11 protein-coding genes are annotated in these 16563 nt (G+C 68.4%); 6 read left to right on the plus strand and 5 right to left on the minus strand.

Annotated elements, in window-relative coordinates:
- The first annotated feature begins 129 nt into the window (after window positions 1–129).
- Both ACYVKX_RS19940 and ACYVKX_RS19945 read left to right on the plus strand, forming a co-directional pair.
- Window positions 130–1059, plus strand: a complete 930-nt coding sequence (locus tag ACYVKX_RS19940) for a DNA methyltransferase (RefSeq protein ID WP_460835430.1) — start codon at window positions 130–132, stop codon at window positions 1057–1059.
- The gene (locus tag ACYVKX_RS19945; protein WP_460835431.1) at window positions 1056–3593 is read left to right on the plus strand and encodes a DEAD/DEAH box helicase; all 2538 of its coding nucleotides are present in this window, start codon (window positions 1056–1058) and stop codon (window positions 3591–3593) included. Before ACYVKX_RS19940 ends, ACYVKX_RS19945 begins: the two co-directional genes overlap by 4 nt.
- A gap of 119 nt (window positions 3594–3712) precedes the next feature.
- Here ACYVKX_RS19945 and ACYVKX_RS19950 read toward each other — a convergent pair whose 3' ends face one another.
- The 3 genes from ACYVKX_RS19950 to ACYVKX_RS19960 all read right to left on the minus strand — a co-directional run bounded on the left by ACYVKX_RS19950 (window position 3713) and on the right by ACYVKX_RS19960 (window position 5768).
- Window positions 3713–4678, minus strand: coding sequence for a hypothetical protein (locus ACYVKX_RS19950; RefSeq protein WP_460835432.1), 966 nt, complete (start codon window positions 4676–4678; stop codon window positions 3713–3715).
- Between the two features lie 347 nt (window positions 4679–5025).
- Window positions 5026–5322 carry a hypothetical protein gene (locus ACYVKX_RS19955; protein ID WP_460835433.1) on the minus strand — a complete coding sequence of 99 codons (297 nt, stop codon included), beginning with the start codon at window positions 5320–5322 and terminating at the stop codon, window positions 5026–5028.
- Window positions 5322–5768 carry a hypothetical protein gene (locus ACYVKX_RS19960; RefSeq protein WP_460835434.1) on the minus strand — a complete coding sequence of 149 codons (447 nt, stop codon included), beginning with the start codon at window positions 5766–5768 and terminating at the stop codon, window positions 5322–5324. The genes ACYVKX_RS19955 and ACYVKX_RS19960 overlap by 1 nt, the downstream gene beginning before the upstream one ends.
- 172 nt (window positions 5769–5940) lie before the next feature.
- On the opposite strand from ACYVKX_RS19960, the gene ACYVKX_RS19965 reads away from it, so the two are divergent.
- A complete protein-coding gene (locus tag ACYVKX_RS19965) occupies window positions 5941–6597 on the plus strand; it encodes a DUF488 family protein, N3 subclade (protein WP_460835435.1) in 657 nt (218 codons plus the stop codon).
- Between the two features lie 4 nt (window positions 6598–6601).
- Here the strand turns inward: ACYVKX_RS19965 and ACYVKX_RS19970 are convergent, their stop codons facing one another.
- Window positions 6602–7420: a hypothetical protein gene (locus ACYVKX_RS19970; RefSeq protein ID WP_460835436.1), complete on the minus strand. Its 819-nt coding sequence runs from the start codon at window positions 7418–7420 to the stop codon at window positions 6602–6604.
- Window positions 7421–7707: 287 nt separating this feature from the next.
- On the opposite strand from ACYVKX_RS19970, the gene ACYVKX_RS19975 reads away from it, so the two are divergent.
- From ACYVKX_RS19975 to mobF, 3 genes are all read left to right on the plus strand, one after another.
- Window positions 7708–9162 (plus strand): ParB/RepB/Spo0J family partition protein, encoded by a 1455-nt coding sequence (locus tag ACYVKX_RS19975; RefSeq protein ID WP_460835437.1) that lies wholly within the window; start codon window positions 7708–7710, stop codon window positions 9160–9162.
- A gap of 19 nt (window positions 9163–9181) precedes the next feature.
- Window positions 9182–10186 carry a DUF932 domain-containing protein gene (locus tag ACYVKX_RS19980; protein ID WP_460835438.1) on the plus strand — a complete coding sequence of 335 codons (1005 nt, stop codon included), beginning with the start codon at window positions 9182–9184 and terminating at the stop codon, window positions 10184–10186.
- Window positions 10187–10330: 144 nt separating this feature from the next.
- Window positions 10331–15655, plus strand: a complete 5325-nt coding sequence (gene mobF, locus ACYVKX_RS19985) for a MobF family relaxase (protein ID WP_460835439.1) — start codon at window positions 10331–10333, stop codon at window positions 15653–15655.
- Window positions 15656–15728: 73 nt separating this feature from the next.
- Here mobF and ACYVKX_RS19990 read toward each other — a convergent pair whose 3' ends face one another.
- Window positions 15729–16556: a GIY-YIG nuclease family protein gene (locus ACYVKX_RS19990; RefSeq protein ID WP_460835440.1), complete on the minus strand. Its 828-nt coding sequence runs from the start codon at window positions 16554–16556 to the stop codon at window positions 15729–15731.
- Window positions 16557–16563: the final 7 nt, after the last annotated feature.

The raw sequence follows: 16563 nt of genomic DNA on the forward strand, positions 1-16563 counted from the left end.
ACCATCAACCCGGCTCGTGACCGCTGAAGTCAGCACCACACGTTCACAGTCGGTGGATCAGGGCTGAGCAGCCCCAACCCACGGCCAAATCTTCAGTACGACTTGCTCCACCCAGTGACTGGACAGCCTGTGAAGCGGAACCGAAACGGCTGGCGGGCCAGCCGCGAGGCGATGGACAGCATGATCGGCGAGGACCGCATCCTGTTCGGTAGCGACCACACGTCGACCGCCTACTTCAAGCGCTACCTCGATGAGCAGACCAACGAGACCGTCGGCTCGGTGTTCGAGCGAGACCGGCGAGCGTCAACGGCCTACCTGAAGGGCATCCTCGGAGACGCACGCTTTCCCAACCCCAAGGACCACGAGGTTCTGAAGCGGTGGATCAGGATCACGGCACCGACTGACGGGGTGATCGTCGACTTCTTCGGCGGCTCGGGGACGACGACTGAAGCGGTCCTCCGCCTCAACGCCGACGACGGCGGCACCCGCCAGTCGATCCTGGTCACCAACAACGAAGTGGGGGCGAAGCAGGCGAAGGTGCTCCGGAAGGCTGGACATCACCCGGGCGACGCCGAGTGGGAGGCGCTGGGGGTGTTCGAGTACGTGACCCGGCCGCGGATCAGCACAGTGGTGACGGGGACGCGCCCCGACGGCTCCACATATTCCGAAGGGCTGTCCGCCAACGTCGAGATGTTCAACGTCACCTACCTCGATCCCGGCATGGTCCGCCGCGGTCGGGAGTTCGAGGCCATCGCCCCGCTGCTCTGGCTTGAAGCTGGGGCGGTCGGCGTGCGCATCGAGGAGGTCCCCGAGGACGGTTGGGCCCTCACCCCTACCTATGGCGTCCTGTTCAGCGTCGATGCGATCACACCGTTCGTCGCCGCCGTCGCTGAGGCTGCCAAGAAGGAATCACCACCGAATGTCGTGTTCATCGTCACCGACTCACCCGTTGAGTACCAGACCGCGGCCGAGCGGCTCCCCGTCGGCATCGAGACCGTGCGGCTCTACCAGGACTACCTGGCCAACTACACGATCAACGTTGACGGCGGTGCCCGATGAGGTTCACGCTCGAGGACTACCAGAAAACCGCCGTCGACCGGCTCCTCACCGCCATCTCCCGCGCCCGCCGTGACTTCGCCGAGGACGGCGAGCGCACCGCCGTCGGCCTCACCGCCCCAACCGGTGCCGGGAAGACGGTCATCGCGACAGCGGTCCTCGAGGGCCTCTACTTCGGCACCCCAAGTCGCGAGGCAGACCCCGGTGTCACGATCCTGTGGGTCACGGACGACCGCTCCCTGAACGCCCAGACGATCGGGAAGATCCTCCAGGCATCGGGCGGCCGGATCGACGCCAACCGGATCAGGTTCCTCGGCGACACCGACGAGCGGACCCTCGAACCGGGCTACATCTACTTCGTCCATATCCAGGCGCTCCAGAAGAACTCCACCCTGCACGCTGTACGCAACGGAACCCGCTCCGACAAGCGCACTCACGGCGCCTGGGACATGATCGCCAACACGGCCCGCGAGCGCGGAGGCGACTTCCTCATCGTCTGGGACGAGGCCCACCGCGGCTCAGGCACGACCTCGAACGAGCGCAACACCATCGCCGGGACCATCGTCAACGGCGGCATCACCAACGTCGGCACCCAGCAGCCCCCGGCGCCGGTCGTCCTCGGCATCTCCGCGACCCCTGAGCGATTCCACGCCGCCATGTCCGCCGCCGGGCGCACCATGCGGCTCGTCGAGGTGCCGCCAGCGGACGTGCGCGAGTCCGGGCTGCTGAAGGATCGCATCCTCATCCGCAACATCGCGGAAGACCAGTCGGCCGATAACACGATGCTCGCGCTCGCCGTCGAAGACCTGAAGGCATCCGACGAGGCATGGCGAACACACCATGAGGCCAGCGGTGACCGTCTTGTCGAACCCCTCCTTGTGGTGCAGGTCGAGCCGAAGGTCACCGAGGGGCGGCTCGTGGAGATCCTCGCCGTCATCGAGTCAGCGTGGCCCGACCTCACGGACTACGCGATCGCGCACGCGTTCGGCGACCCACACGGCCCGCTCCCTGTCGGCGACAAGACCGTCCGTTACCTGCCGCCGGAAGCGATCTCCGGGGACGACCGGGCACGGGTCGTGCTGTTCAAGTCCGCGCTCACCACCGGCTGGGACTGCCCGCGCGCCGAGGTGCTCGTCTCATTCCAGGGCAAGGACTCCTACACCGAGATCGCCCAGTTGATCGGTCGCCTTGTCCGCACCCCGCTCGCGCAGCGGGTCGACGGGGGAGACGACCGGCTCAACGAGGTCGTCGCCTACCTGCCCGGCTTCAAGACCGAGCACGTCACCCGGGTCGTGTCGGCCCTCACCGAGGACGAGACCGTCGAGGTCGAGGTGCTTATCAGCCCCGAGGTGTGCGTCCGGTCCACCGACGTGCCCGCGGCCTTGTTCGAGCAGCTCGACACGATCCCTTCCTACACGCGCCCGCGCGCCACCTTCTCGACTCGCACCGGGCAGTTGATGCGGCTCGCCGCGGCCCTCAACGAGCACGGGCTAGTCACCAACGCATCCGCGAAGGCCCGGCAGTGGGTCGTCGACCAGATGCGTGCGGCGGACTCCCAGCAGTCCGACGAGATCGACGCCAAGACAGCAGACATCCTCACCCTGTCCGTCGAGACCTCCATCGTCGGCTACGGCGGCGCGATCATGATCGCCACCGAACTCGGCGAAGTCGCTACCACCGAACGCGACCTGGACGCCTACTTCGTCAAGGCACAGCGAGTGATGCCCGACGGGTCCGCAGCTTGGTACTTCAACGACCTGTGCGACCGCGGCATGGATGAAGTCGAGGCCGGAGTCCGGCTGGCCGCCATGGCGGCGCTCGGGTTCAAGGACACGGTGGAACGCCAGGCTGCTGAGCAGATCAACACCTGGCGCGATGCCCACGCTTCCGCTGTGGCACGCAAGCCCCGGAACATCCGTGATCTGATCGAGCCGCTCTGGTATCTCGGCTCGTCGCCGATGCACCCCACCACGGTCGAGGCACGGCAGACCTACCCCGCGGCCACTGAGAAGGGCACCAGCGAGGGGACCCGGCCTGTGCCGGTCTACCCGCATCACCTGTACGTCATCTCTCCCGGCAAGGCGAACGCTGGCAAGTTCCCGGTCGATACGAGCCGTTCGTCCTGGGAGCGGGACGTGCTGGAACGTGAGCTGTCCGCCACCACTCTCGTTGGCTGGTACCGCAACCCCAACTCCGGCAGGTACGCACTCGCGGTGCCGTACGAGTTCGGCGAGAAGACGCTCCTGATGCACCCCGACTTCCTGTTCTTCCACCAGGACGGCGACGAGGTGGTGATGGACGTCCTCGATCCGCACCGGCACGACCTCGCCGACGCCGCCCCCAAGTGGTCTGCCCTCGCCAGGTACGCCCAAGACCACCCTGATCGGGTGCGACGCGTCCTCGCCGTCGCCAGAACCACCGCGGGCGAACTCCGGGCGCTGGACCTAACCGCGGAAGGCATCGCGGACAGGATCGCAACAGCCACCAACAAGGACCGCCTGGAGGCTCTCTTCGCCTCCGACGGCTACGCCTACTGAGGGCAGATCGTCTGGGTCCAGGGGCACGTGTCCGGCTGTGTCTTGCTGATGCTCGTCGGCTGCCGTGTAGCGGCTGCCGACCTCGCCCGCTGGCGACGACCCGCAGGGATGGCACCGCATCATCGCGATACCTGGCGTCCAGGCGGCCGCTCGGGCCGATGATCGATCGACTCGCGCAGATCGTCGCGGCTCTCGATCGTTCCGGGCGACGCGACGGGCGTGGCCGAGGGCGGTCGCAGCTGGTGCCTGGCGACCGCGAGCAGGTCATTTTGGACGGGCGAGTGGATCGGGACGTACCGCTCCCGGGTGGGACTCACGAGTTCCCCGCTGCCGTTAACCATGCGAGGCGCCTTGACGCTGACGAAGTAGAGGCGCTCGGCAACGCCCTGCTCGATGATCGCCGCCATTCGCGCGTCAGTGCGGGTGAACAGTTTGTCGAGGTCGCGCAACGGCTCGGGCCTCGTGATCTCGTCCACGTGGATCCGTCGCAGTCGACCGACGGCGTTGGCTGCCTCGGCTGCAGCAAGTCCACCGTCGCCGGCCAGTCCGCCGACGTTGCGGGTCTCGTCGATCAGCCGCTTGTAGGTCTGCTCGCGCTCGCGCCACTTCTCGATCAGCTCGGGTGCGACGTTCGGCGCCCGCCGGGCCGCTTCGTGGGACAGGATCCGCTGACCGTCCATCACCCGGCGCAGGTTGAGCGCGTTCGGGAAATGACAGAGATGAACGAGCATGTTGTGCTCGGCCTGGAGTACGCCACCGATGCCAGGCAATGGTCCGCCGTCGATTGTGGCCGATGGCGGCCGCCAGCCCTTCTGGTCGACTGAGTAGTCCGGCTCGACATCTCGGGCGAAGGCGGCGCAGACTTGCGCAGCTCGGTCGAGGCGTGCGCGTTCGCGGATGGGGATCCAGCCGGGGATGTTGTCGTACCGCTTGTCGAGTACGACAAGGGCTCGTGCCACCTCGGCGGCGTCCCTGAGGACGGTCGTGGACTCCGCGTGGGACAGCCGGCCGCGATCCATGAATCCCGGGAAGTCGTGTTCCCCGAGGACTGCGGCTCGTGCAACCTGCCGCCAGCTCTCGACCATCGCGAAGTCCTGCGGCTTCGACAGTTCGTCAAGGGATGGCAGTCCGGCGCTAGAAAGCCTGATGCTCCGAGTCAGCCGGAACCGCAGCTCCTCAGCCGGTCCCCGCGCGTGCCCCGAAGACCCTTGGGGGCCCGATCGCGGGCTCTCAGCGGCGACTGCGTGAAGGCACCAGGCCAGAGCGGCGTAGCGGAAGCGCTGGATCTGCTCCCCCAGATGCTCCCGCTCCTCCGGCGTGGTCGTCACCGGGATCGAGTGAGAGCCCGGCCCACCGAGTCGCTGCTGGATCCGGTGATGACGCAGCAAGGATGTCAGCTCCTCCCGCAGCTGGCGACCGTTCGTCCCGTACATCAGCGACGATCCAGGGCACGTGCATCCTCGAGCCGGGCGAGGATCAGCTCGACCTGGAGGGCGTCGACGCCGTGGTCGACGAGCTCCTCGATCGACGCCTCGGCGACCGTGTAGAGGACGTCGCTCTTGTCGGTGAGGACCTCCGTGATCGGAGGAACCTCGCCGCCGTGGATCGTGTCGAGCTCGAGGAGGACGTGCTCGTACTCCACGGACGCGTCGAACGTGTGGGCGTTGTCGGCGAGGGCCGCGACGTACGAGCGAGCCTCCGCGAGCGTGACTGCGTGAGCGAGCAGCATCAGTTCTTCCCTTCTTGTACGGCGGCGCCGGGGCGGCTGCAGCCGGTGCCACGGTCGCGCCGGCCGGACTCGGGATGGGCCGGCACGACCGGGTCTGTGGAGAGGCTGGCCACGTCCGCGGCCTGGGCACCTTCGGCCGCCGCCAGGTAGCGGCGACCGAGGTGGCGGCGCAGTCCAGCCAGCTCGAATGCCTCGTTGCGGGACAGGCCCTGCTCGACGATTCGCAGTAATGCCCTGCCGATCTCAACCTCGATGGCTGCGGCCGCCTCGTGGGCGGTGGCGAGCGCCTTGAGCCGGCGCCGGGCGATGCGGGCACTCTCCGCGACTCGCGCCCGACGTACCGACCCCAGCGGACTGCGTTCGTCCGCTTTCGCGATCAGCCGATCGATGTGCGCCCTCGACTCACGCCTTCGAGCCCGCAGCGCCTTCGCCGTCTCCGTTCCCATGCGCACTTCAAGCGCGTGAAGACCAGCGAGCGGACACGTCTGACGCGGCAGCGCTTCGCGGTCGGCGACCGCCGAGCAGTCGACGCTAGAAGTAAATATTTACTGCTAAGGTGCGATCATGCGAGTAGGCAGACCCGCGAAGCTCACCAGAGGCAGCGCTCGTCTCGGCCAAGTGCTCGTCGCCCAGCGGCTCGCCGCCGGCATGACGCGGAGCGATCTCGCAGCAAAGGCCGGTGTCTCGACCAACACCCTGATGAAGGTCGAGCAGGGACAGACGCAAGATCCCGGCGTGCTCAAGGTCGCCGCGCTCTGTCATGCGCTGCGCGTCTCCATCGATGATCTGGTGCGCGACGCCGTACGAACCCCATCACCCCAGGAGGTCCCAATGAGCCACGGCATCGTCTCCATCGGGTACGAAGGCCGCACGATCGAGGCGTTCGTCGCGGACCTCCAACGCGTGGGCGTCCGCACCGTCGCTGACGTGCGTCTCAATGCGGTCAGCAGGAAGGCGGGCTTCTCGAAGACGCGCCTCAAGGAGGCCCTGGCGGCGGCTGGGATCGGCTATCGGCATCTGCGAAGCCTCGGGAACGCCAAGGAGAACCGTCAGCCGTTTTGGGACGGGCGCGTGGAGGAGGGGCGTCGCGTCTTCCGCGAGACCCTTCGGTCGCCAGAAGCAGAGGCATCACTACTGGAACTGGCAAACATGGCTGCCGATGAGGTCATCGCCGTATTGTGCTTCGAATCCGACATGGAGATGTGTCACCGCAAGGTGATCATCGACGAGGTCGTCGACGCAGCCCCCGTGCCGGTCGTCGCGCTCCCACACTGACCAGTTAGAACAGCGTCCCTTCCTCTTCGATCTTCGGCCAGAAGACGCCGAGCACCAGGAACGTTGTGAGCCACCTGTGCGTGTTCCCGACGAAGAAGTGGGTGTCACGATCGTCACCACACAGCTGCGTCAGGAACTTGTCACGGATCCGGCTGGGTATCTCGGCCTCCGGGTAGCGTCGTGGCCACTTTCTGCCGGCCTCCCCCACCTCCCAGTCGATGAGCGACTGGGTGTGGCCTTGGCAGCCGGCCTCTTGGCATCGGTACCGGTACTTCACGATGTAAGGGCTCGGCTCAAGCTCTTGCTTGGCTGCGGTGAATAGCGTCGCCTCCGCGGCGAGCGCAGCCAGCGCCTGCCTGTCGGCGTCGAAGCCATGGTTCTTCTCGACCTCTACGTCAAGTACCTCTGGCTTGATGAGTCCGAGTGAGGGGGCTGCCCCACGCCCGGCGGCCTCGTTCTGGTGGAGCAGCTCGCACATCGTCGTCTGCCCCACAAGTCCCCCCAGAATCTTGCGGCGCTCAGTCCACCGCTGATCGGATCCACTCGCGATGGAGCGGACGACGCTGATGCTTCCCTGAACCGGGATGTAGCTCTCGGGCCTCGTGTCCTTCCCCCTCCCGATCTCAACATCGACGATGTCGTATTTCTTGAACTGCTGGTACTCGTCGAGATCGCGATAAGCGACAGGGAAGAGCCTGATCCACTCGGGACGACCCCTATCCAAGCGAACACCGGCGACGCAGACGACTTCTCCCGCCTTCTTGCTCAGTTGCGGGTAGGCCTTGACCGTCACCATGACCTGCGCGCGCTCAACCGATGCCATGCCAGCAAGGTACGCAAGGCCACCGGCGAATCTTGGGCGACAGGCTGCTGCCAGCGACGGGCGACGCCCGGCTGACCAGCGCTCACCGGCCGGCTCACACCGTAGTTCCGCGTGCGCTGCCACACCCCGTGCACACAGTGGGGACCGCTGCACCGAGGAAGCAGCGAGAAGGTCGACCGGGGTCGCTTCCGGAGCCCCCGTCCACAGCACCGGCGCCCGCAGCGGCGCGGTGCCCCAACCGGCTCGCAGGCTGCCCCTGACCGCTCAACCAATCCGAAGGAGACACGATGAGCGACTCGCAATTCGTCCGCCTGGACCCCAGCCAGATCAAGATCGGCGCAAACGTCCGCACCGACCTGCACGCCGACGCCAAGGAGTTCGCCCGGTCGATCAAGGAGCGCGGCGTCCTGGAGCCGGTGACGGTGTACGCCGACGAGGACGGCGCGTACGTCGTCCTGCGCGGCCAGCGACGTACCGTCGTCGCCGCCGAGGTCGGTCTGACCGACATCCCGGCGCAGGTCGTACCGAAGCCCGACGAGGCCGACCGGATCACCGACCAGATGGTCGAGAACCTGCACCGCGCCGCCATGCGCGACAGCGAGATCGTCGGCGGCGTCGAGCAACTCGCGCTCGTCGGCATGAGCGCCGCGCAGATCGCCAAGCGCGCGGCCCTGCCCCGCGACCGGGTGAACTCGGCGCTGGCGATCGTCGACAAGGAGCAGACCCGCGCTCGTGTCGTCTCCGGCGACCTGACGCTCGACGAGGCGGCCATCTTCGCCGAGTTCGAGCACGACGCGGAGGCTGTCGAGCGACTCGAGCGCGCCAAGCAGTTCAGCCGCCCGCTGGAGCACATCGCGCAGCGACTGCGCGACGAGGCCGCAGAGCGCGTCGCACTCCTGGCCGAGGTCGACCGACTCCGGGCCGAGGGCCTCCCCGTGCTCGACCCGGACGAGGTCCGGGACGCCCGCGGGCTACGGCTGGACGACCACGTCCGAGCCGCCGACGGCGAAAGGATCGCGGAGGACGACTGGCCGACCGTGCCGGGCGCGGAAGTCGTGGTCGTCAGTGAGTGGGAGTACCCCGACAACGAGACCACCGACGGCGACGACGAGGAGTCGGACGACGAGCCGGTGCAGGTGTTCAAGCCCGTGTGGATCTGTCGTGATCCGGAGGCGGCTGGTCTCGTCCAGCGCTGGAACTACCGCACCGGCACTCACAAGACCGGCGATGGCGAGGTCGACGAGGAGGCAGCCGTCGAGGCCGCGCGCGAGGAGCGTCGACGAGTCATCGCCAACAACAAGGCGTGGGCCAGCGCCGAAGTCGTGCGCCGCGACTGGCTACGCCAGTTCCTCGCCCGCAAGACCGCCCCACAGGGAGCCGAGGCGCTGATCTGTGAGGCGGTCGTGGGCGGGCAGTTCACCCTCACCAAGGCGATGGACGCAGCCCACCCGATGCTGCGCGACCTGCTCGGCCTCAATACCGCCAGCGTGTACGGCGGAGGTCGTCAGGCAGCCGAGCACCTGGCCGAGCAGGCAGCCACGCCGAAGGCCGCGACGATGACCACCCTCGCCGCCGTCGTGACCGCGTGGGAGTCCAGCACCGGGAAGCACACGTGGCGCAACCCGAGCCGTTGGGATGCCCGCGTCCTCGGAGCCCTCTCCACATGGGGCTATCAGCCGAGCGAGGTCGAAGGCCTCCTGCTCGCCGCCCAGCCGACCGACGACCAGCCGGTCGCCGTCTGAGTACGAAGGAGCAAAGACCATGGCACATCAGATCGAGACCAACGGCAGTGAGGCCGCTGCCATCTTCGCCCGCACCGACGCGTGGCACCGGCTCGGGACCACCGTCCGAGGCCGCGCGTTCAGCGCCCAGGAGGCGATGACGATCGGGCACCTCGGAGATTGGCGGGTCCGCAAGGTCCCGCTGACCGCCCACGAGGTCACCACGGACGGCGTGACCGCCATCAGCGCGCCCGGCTACGCGACGGTTCGCGACAACCCGTTCACCGGCCGCGCCGAGGCGCTCGGTGTCGTGGGCGCGGGCTACGAGCCCCTGCAGAACGAGGATCACGCCGAGTTCCTGAACAACCTCGCCGACCAGTCCGGCGCGGTGTTCGACACCGCCGGATCGCTTCGCGGCGGACGACAGGTCTTCATCACCATGCAGTTGCCCGAGACGCTCAGGATCGGCGGCACCGACGCCGTCGACCTGAACATCGCCGCCCTCAACAGCCACGACGGCTCGGGAGCCTTCCGGATCCTCGTGACGCCGGTTCGCGTCGTCTGCGCCAACACGCAGGCCGCCGCGCTGGCCGCCCACGCGTCGAGCTTCTCCATCCGGCACACCCGCAACGCCAAGGCAGCGGTGGCAGCAGCTCGCGACGCGCTCGGTCTGACGTTCGAGTACGTCGAGGCGTTCGAGGCCGAAGCGGAGCGGCTCATCCAGACGACCCTCACCGACGGCCAGTTCGACGACCTCATCGAGGCGACGTTCGGACCGCTCGACCCCAAAGCCAGCGAGCGCACCAAGCAGGCCGACGCCGACCGGCACGACGTCCTGTCGTTCCTCTTCCACGACGCCGACACGCAGGCCGGCATACGTGGCACCGCGTGGGCCGGCTACCAAGTCGTGGCCGAGTACGTCGACCACTACGCCCCTGTTCGCGCCAAGAGCGACGCGGCCAGCGCTCGCGCCCGTCGACTCCTGACCTCCGACGAGCCCACCAAGACCAAGCGCCTCGCTTGGTCCGCACTCACCACCGCCTGACCCTCGCCTCTGCTCGACCTCCGCGCCTCACCTTCCGAGCGATCCCAACTGCCACACACCCACTGCACTCAGTGATCGGGCGGGCTTTATCGCGCCAGAGGCAACTGTCCTTTCGGCCCGCCCGGTGCGCTTGAAGGGCTCGTGATGAGTCTGCGGAAGCTGACCGCGGGTGACGGCTACACCTACCTCACCCGTCAGGTCGCCGCGCACGACTCGACGGAGAAGGGCCACAGCAAGCTCGCCGACTACTACGACGAGAAGGGCGAGTCCCCAGGTCGGTGGATGGGATCAGGCCTGGCCGCGCTTGGCCTCGGAAGCGGCGAGACCGTAACGGCGTCGCAGATGGCATCCCTGTTCGGCCAGGGTCAGCATCCCCGTGCCGCAGAGATCGAGGCCGAACTCGCCGAACGTGGCGGCTCCCCAGGGGCCATCGCGCAAGCCATCGCCCTCGGCCGCCGGTTCCCGGTCCACGACACGGTGTCGGCCTTCAACGTGAAGGTCGCGGAGGCGTTCACGTCCTACAACCGCGAGCACGGCCAGAAGTGGAACGCGGCGATTCGCCCCGAGGAACGTGCACGGATCCGGACCCAGATCGGCAGGTCCATGTTCGTCGACGAGCACGGCCGCGAGCCACAGGATGCGCGGGAACTCTCCGGCTTCATCGCCAAGGAGTCACGTCAGGCCACGAGCGCCGTTGCCGGCTTCGACCTGTCCTTCTCGCCGGTCAAGTCCATCTCGGCCCTGTGGGCGCTCGCCCCTGAGGACGCATCGGCAGAGATTCGCTCGGCGCATGAGGCAGCCGTTGCCGACACCCTCTCGTGGCTCGAGCACGAGGTCGCGTACACGCGCGTCGGAGCCGGTGGGGCACGGCAGGTGAAGACACGGGGTCTGGTCGCCGCGGCATTCACACACCGTGACAGCCGCGCGGGTGACCCTGACCTTCACACCCACGTGGCCGTCAGCAACAAGGTGGAAGCCGAGGACGGGCACTGGCTCGCGCTCGATGGACGCCTCCTGTACGCCGCGAAGGTTGCGGCCTCCGAGCACTACAACACCCGCATCGAGGCTGAACTCGTCAGCCGTCTCGGCGTCGAGTTCGCCGAGCGCGACGACTCAACGCCCGGCAAGCTGCCCGTCCGAGAGATCCGCGGGGTGAGCACCACTCTCACCCGCTTCTGGTCGCGACGCCGCACTGACATCAAGACTCGTCAGGCGGAGCTCGCAGTTGAGTTCCAGAAGACCTTCGGTCGACCGCCCACGGCGGTCGAGGCACTCTGGCAGGCCGACCAGGCCACGCTGGAAACTCGGCCACCAAAGCACGAGCCACGCAGCGAACGAGAGCAGCGCGCGAGCTGGCGGGCCGAGGCCGACGACGTCCTGGGCGACCCCGCCGAGGTCGACGAGATGTACGCCCGGGCCGCAGGCCGCCGTACCGCGGGCCGGGCGGCCACGCGCGCGTGGGTCGAGGACGCCGCCGCGGCGACGATCGACTTCGTCGAGGAGTCACGCGCGACCTGGAACGTGTGGCATCTCCTCGCCGAAGCCCAGCGCCAGGTACGGCGTGCCGGCATCGCCCGCGAGGACGTCGACCGCGCCGTCGACCAGGTCGTGGAGGCGGCGATCTCCCGGTCCGTGCGGCTGGGCGTCGACGACCCGACCTCCGAGCCGCCTCCGCTGCAGCGTCCCGACGGCGCAAGCGTGTACGACGTACACGGCGCGAGGCTCTACACGTCGGCCACGGTGCTGGCCGCCGAGCAGGAGATCCTCACCCTCGCCGATCGCACCGGTGGCCACGCGCTGGCCGACATACGCGTCGAGGTGGCCATCGCCGCGGCCGCAGCCAAGGGCTTCGAGCTGAACGACGCCCAAGCGTCGATGGTTCGCGACCTCGCCACGTCCGGCGCCGTCGTCCAGCTCGCCCTCGCGCCCGCGGGAACAGGCAAGACCACCACCATGAGCGTCCTGGCAGATGCCTGGGCGGAGGCCGGTGGCCAGGTGATCGGGCTGGCACCCTCCGCACAGGCCGCGCACGAGCTCGGCCAGGCCATCACCGGCCACACCGACACCCTCGCCAAGCTGACGTGGAGCCTGGCTAACGAGCCGTCCGCCGCCTGGCCCCGCTGGATCCGTGACATCGGGCCACAGTCGTTGGTGATCGTCGACGAAGCCGGACAGGCCGCCACCACCGAACTGGCCGCTGCAGTGCGTTTCGTCGCCGACCGCGGAGGCGTCGTACGGCTCATCGGCGACGACCAGCAGCTTTCCGCGGTCGGCGCTGGTGGCGTCCTGCGCGACATCCAGCAGCAGTACGGCGCCTCGGCCCTCTCCGAGGTGCGCCGCTTCGACGACCCGGCCGAAGCCGCAGCCACCCTCGCGGTGCGCGAAGGCGACGCGGCCGCGCTCGGGTTCTACGCCGACAACGCGCGGATCCACGTCGGTGACTTAAGCGCGGTCGCCGACCAGGCGTACGACGGGTGGGCGGCCGATCGCGCCGCTGGACTGGACTCGGTGCTCCTCGCGCCCACGCGCGAGCTCGTGAGCCAGCTCAACGCCCGGGCACGGGCAGACCGGCTCTCCAATAGCGCGGTTGAGGGTCTGGAGGTCGACCTCGCCGACGGCAACCGAGCCTCAGTTGGCGATGTGATCGTCACGCGGCGCAACAGCCGTCGACTCGTCCTCTCGCGGACCAACTGGGTCAAGAACGGTGACCGCTGGCGCGTCGAGCAAGTCCTCTCGGGCGGCGGCCTCGTCGCCCGGCACCTCGAACTCGGCCGCGCCGTCGAACTCCCGCCCGACTACGTCGCCCAACACGTCCAGCTCGGCTACGCGACGACCGTCCACGGCGCACAGGGCATGACGGCCGACACCGCACACCTCGTCGCGGCCGGCGAGGAGACCAGGCAGACGCTGTACGTCGGCATCTCCCGAGGCCGGCAGGCGAACCACATCTACCTCGCCACCGGGTACGACGGAGACCCGCACGGCCTCATCGACCAGAAGGCACTCCGTCCACCGACGGCGATCGACATCCTCGCCGAGATCCTCGAACGCGACGGCTCCGACCGCTCGGCCACGACGGCGCAGCGCGAGGCGGCGGCGTACGCGACCCAGCTCCACGACGCCGTCATGCGCTACCACGACGCTCTCGGCTTCGCCGCCGAGGACGTGCTCGGCGCCGAGACACTCGCGAGCACCGACCGGGAGGTCGAGGCGATCTGGCCGGGGCTCACCCACGAACCGGCGTACCCGACTCTGCGCGCACACCTTGCGCTGCGAACCCTCGACGGCGCCGACCCCATCGTCACGATCCTTGACGCCGCCAACGAGCGTGAGCTCGGCACCTCCGACGACCGGGCCGCCGTCCTCGACTGGCGGCTCGGCAAGTCCGCCGCTGGCCCTCTGCCGTGGCTCGACGGCGTACCCGAACGACTCGCCGAGCACGAAAGCTGGGGCACCTACCTGCGCGGTCGATTGGACCGGATTGGAACGCTCGTCGGCGCTGTGCGTAGCGAGGCCGAGGCTTGGTCGCCAACGGCGACCCCGCAGTGGGCCGCAGCCCTCACCTCCGCGGACCACGCAGCGCTGCGCGGCGATCTGGCCGTCTGGCGGGCGGCCTTCGGCGTACCCGAGGACGACAACCGTCCGACGGGTGCCGCGCAGCCCGGCGCCTCGACCGCTCCCCACCAGCAGGAGTTGGAACGACGAGTGCGCTCGGTGCTCGGCGTACACCGAGCCGGCGACGAACTGCTCGAGCTCCTCCCGGACGAAGTCCGGGCCGACGTCGAGTTCAGCCGCCTGTCCGAGCGCCTCGGGGCGCTGCAGGCGGCTCGGATCGACGTACGCCCGCTGGTCGACCGAGCGCTCGACGCCGACCACCCCCTTCCCGACGAACGCGCTGCCGACGCCCTCTGGTGGCGGATCGTGCGCCACCTCGGCCCGGCCGCTCTCCGGGCCTCGGCCAACCAGGCTCACACGCTCCGGCCCGCCTGGACCTCGCATCTGTGTGAGCGACTCGGTGAGGCGACCGGTGAGCGGGTCATGGTGGACGCGATGTGGCCGGCTTTGGTCGCGGCGATCCACGCCCGCCCCGTCGAGTGGACCGCCGAGCAACTCATCGACGCCGCCACCTCGGGCCACGGTCCCGACGGACGGCCCGAAGAACTCTGCTCGGCGCTGGTGTGGCGCATCGCCACCATGACCGACGCACCGTTTGCCGAGCCGGAGCCGCCCGAGCCCGAGTTCAGCGAGCCGGAGCCGACGTCGGCTGCCCCTATCGCGGTAGTGGCCGAACCCGGGACCCCGGCCGACCGGATCATCGAGCTCAACCGGTGGGCCATGGATCACTACTCGGCGATGTACCCCAAGTCGTGGGCACCCGACTACCTCCGCCAGAGGCTCGGGACGGACCTGACCGACGACCCGCGTTACCAAGTGGGCTACGCCCCGCCCGGGCCGACCAGCCTGGTCCAGCATCTGACGACGCGGGGCGCCACCGTGGAAGAACTCCTGGACGCCGGCCTCGCCCGTCGAACCGAGCGCGGTCAGTTGGTCGACGCCTTCCGTGACCGACTGGTCTTCCCGATCTACTCAGGCGCCGACCTCATCGCCTACATCGGTCGCCGCAACCCGACGAAGCCTGACGGCGAGTTCTCCGGGCCGAAGTACCTCAACACACGGACCACCGCGGTCTTCGCCAAGGGCGAGCAACTGTTCGGCCTGACAGAGGCCACCACTGACCTGGAGGCGGGCTCGACGCCGGTGCTCGTCGAAGGCCCAATAGACGCCATGGCCGTCACCCTGGCAACGAGCGGCCAGTACGTCGGCATCGCACCACTCGGGACTGCTTTCAGCGAGGCCCAGGCCGACAAGCTGAAGCAATACCTCCGTGAGGACCCACGCCGTATCGTGATCGCGACCGATCCGGACTCGGCTGGGTGGCAGTCAGCCCAGCGAGCGTTTTGGCGCCTCGCGGCGCTCCGCTGCGCGCCACGACACCTGGCGCTTCCAGAAGGGGTGGACCCCGCCGATGCTTCCCTCGCTCGCGGCAAGGCCGGGCTCGGCCAACTTCTGGTGGACTCGGGTGACTTCGCTCAGGTGCTCATCGATCGGCTACTCGACGAGCGCCTCGCAGCACGGGACGACGCATTCTCCCGGGTGGACCACTGCCGTGAGGTCGCCGGGATCATCGGGGCTCTGCCGCCCGACCACTGGCACGAGCATGCCCAAGGCGTCTCCGAGCGCCTCGAGCTGCCGCTCGCGATGGTCCACGAGGAGGTCCTCGACGCCGGTACCCAGTGGACCGATGAGCCGCATGCCTCGGCTAGCCGGCAACTCGCAACTCGACGGCCCAGCGCGCCTGCGGCGCCGCAATCATGGCTCCCAGATTCTTCCCGCGCTGGAACCAGTGTCGAGATGGCCACAGCGTCCCTGTCGCAACCTCGACGGACGGGACCCGGGCCACTCCGATAGGGCGCATCGGCAGCCACCGCCCGAGCCTCGCAGCGTGTCACCACCGGCCCACCAGCAGCGGCGCGAAAGGTCGTCAGTTCTTGTTATGTCCGAGCGATCGCGACAGCAGGACCTCTTTCCAGTAGGTCTCGCGGTCGATGACGTGCTGGTCCTCGGTGCGCATCGACCAGAACTCCAGTAGCGCGAACCGCATGTTCTGCCGGAAGTAGTCCTCACCGACCGCGGCCAGGTGCGCCTTCAAGCCGATGTTGTCTCCGTGGAGGGTCCCGGCGTAGTAGCTCCATCGCTGCCACACTCCCGTGTCGCCGTACGCCGAGCCAACGTAGGGCTCACCAGTCAGCTGGTCGTGAATGACGTAGACACCCTTCATGTTCTCCAGCGCGATGCGCCAGTCCGGGCGGTTCTGCCTGACGACCGTCTGCAGATCAGCCAGAGAGTGGTTGATGCGGTCATGGCCCGGGAACGGGTCGCCGGAGAACTGCTCCTCTGCGATCGAGGAAACATTCATCTCGTCCAGGCACGACTCCATGTTCCGGCGGCGCTGGCGCCCAGCCAGGCGCAGCCGGATGTAGAGACGGCGTACGAACGGACCCATCAGGTCTTCACGGAGGACGACGTCGTAGGAGTACGTGCGGGGCTCTGGACGGCGGCCGACAACCTCCCAGATCCCGCCGAACAGCCACAGGCTGGGGTCGTGCCGGTCTTGCGCCAGCGAGAAGACGAACGGGCGGTTGAAGTCGTTCTTGTCGCCACGCCAGGAGTTCCAGCGTTCCCACTCGGCCGGGTCATTGGCGAGGACTTCGATCGGATGGTGCTCGCCGTTGTAGACGGCGCAGTGGAGCTTGCACTGAGACGGGTCGAGCCCAGCCGGGAGCAGCGAGGCGAGGGAGATGGGCTCCATGAGCGCA

The organism is Nocardioides hungaricus, from assembly GCF_054782915.1.

Bases quoted from the DNA above. Each gene is read 5' to 3' on its own strand.
- ACYVKX_RS19945 (WP_460835431.1), top strand. From the start codon at position 1,056: ATGAGGTTCACGCTCGAGGACTACCAGAAAACCGCCGTCGACCGGCTC.
- ACYVKX_RS19990 (WP_460835440.1), bottom strand. From the start codon at position 16,556: ATGGAGCCCATCTCCCTCGCCTCGCTGCTCCCGGCTGGGCTCGACCCG.
- ACYVKX_RS19980 (WP_460835438.1), top strand. From the start codon at position 9,182: ATGGCACATCAGATCGAGACCAACGGCAGTGAGGCCGCTGCCATCTTC.
- ACYVKX_RS19970 (WP_460835436.1), bottom strand. From the start codon at position 7,420: ATGGCATCGGTTGAGCGCGCGCAGGTCATGGTGACGGTCAAGGCCTAC.
- ACYVKX_RS19950 (WP_460835432.1), bottom strand. From the start codon at position 4,678: ATGGTCGAGAGCTGGCGGCAGGTTGCACGAGCCGCAGTCCTCGGGGAA.
- mobF (WP_460835439.1), top strand. From the start codon at position 10,331: ATGAGTCTGCGGAAGCTGACCGCGGGTGACGGCTACACCTACCTCACC.
- ACYVKX_RS19975 (WP_460835437.1), top strand. From the start codon at position 7,708: ATGAGCGACTCGCAATTCGTCCGCCTGGACCCCAGCCAGATCAAGATC.
- ACYVKX_RS19955 (WP_460835433.1), bottom strand. From the start codon at position 5,322: ATGCTGCTCGCTCACGCAGTCACGCTCGCGGAGGCTCGCTCGTACGTC.
- ACYVKX_RS19960 (WP_460835434.1), bottom strand. From the start codon at position 5,768: ATGGGAACGGAGACGGCGAAGGCGCTGCGGGCTCGAAGGCGTGAGTCG.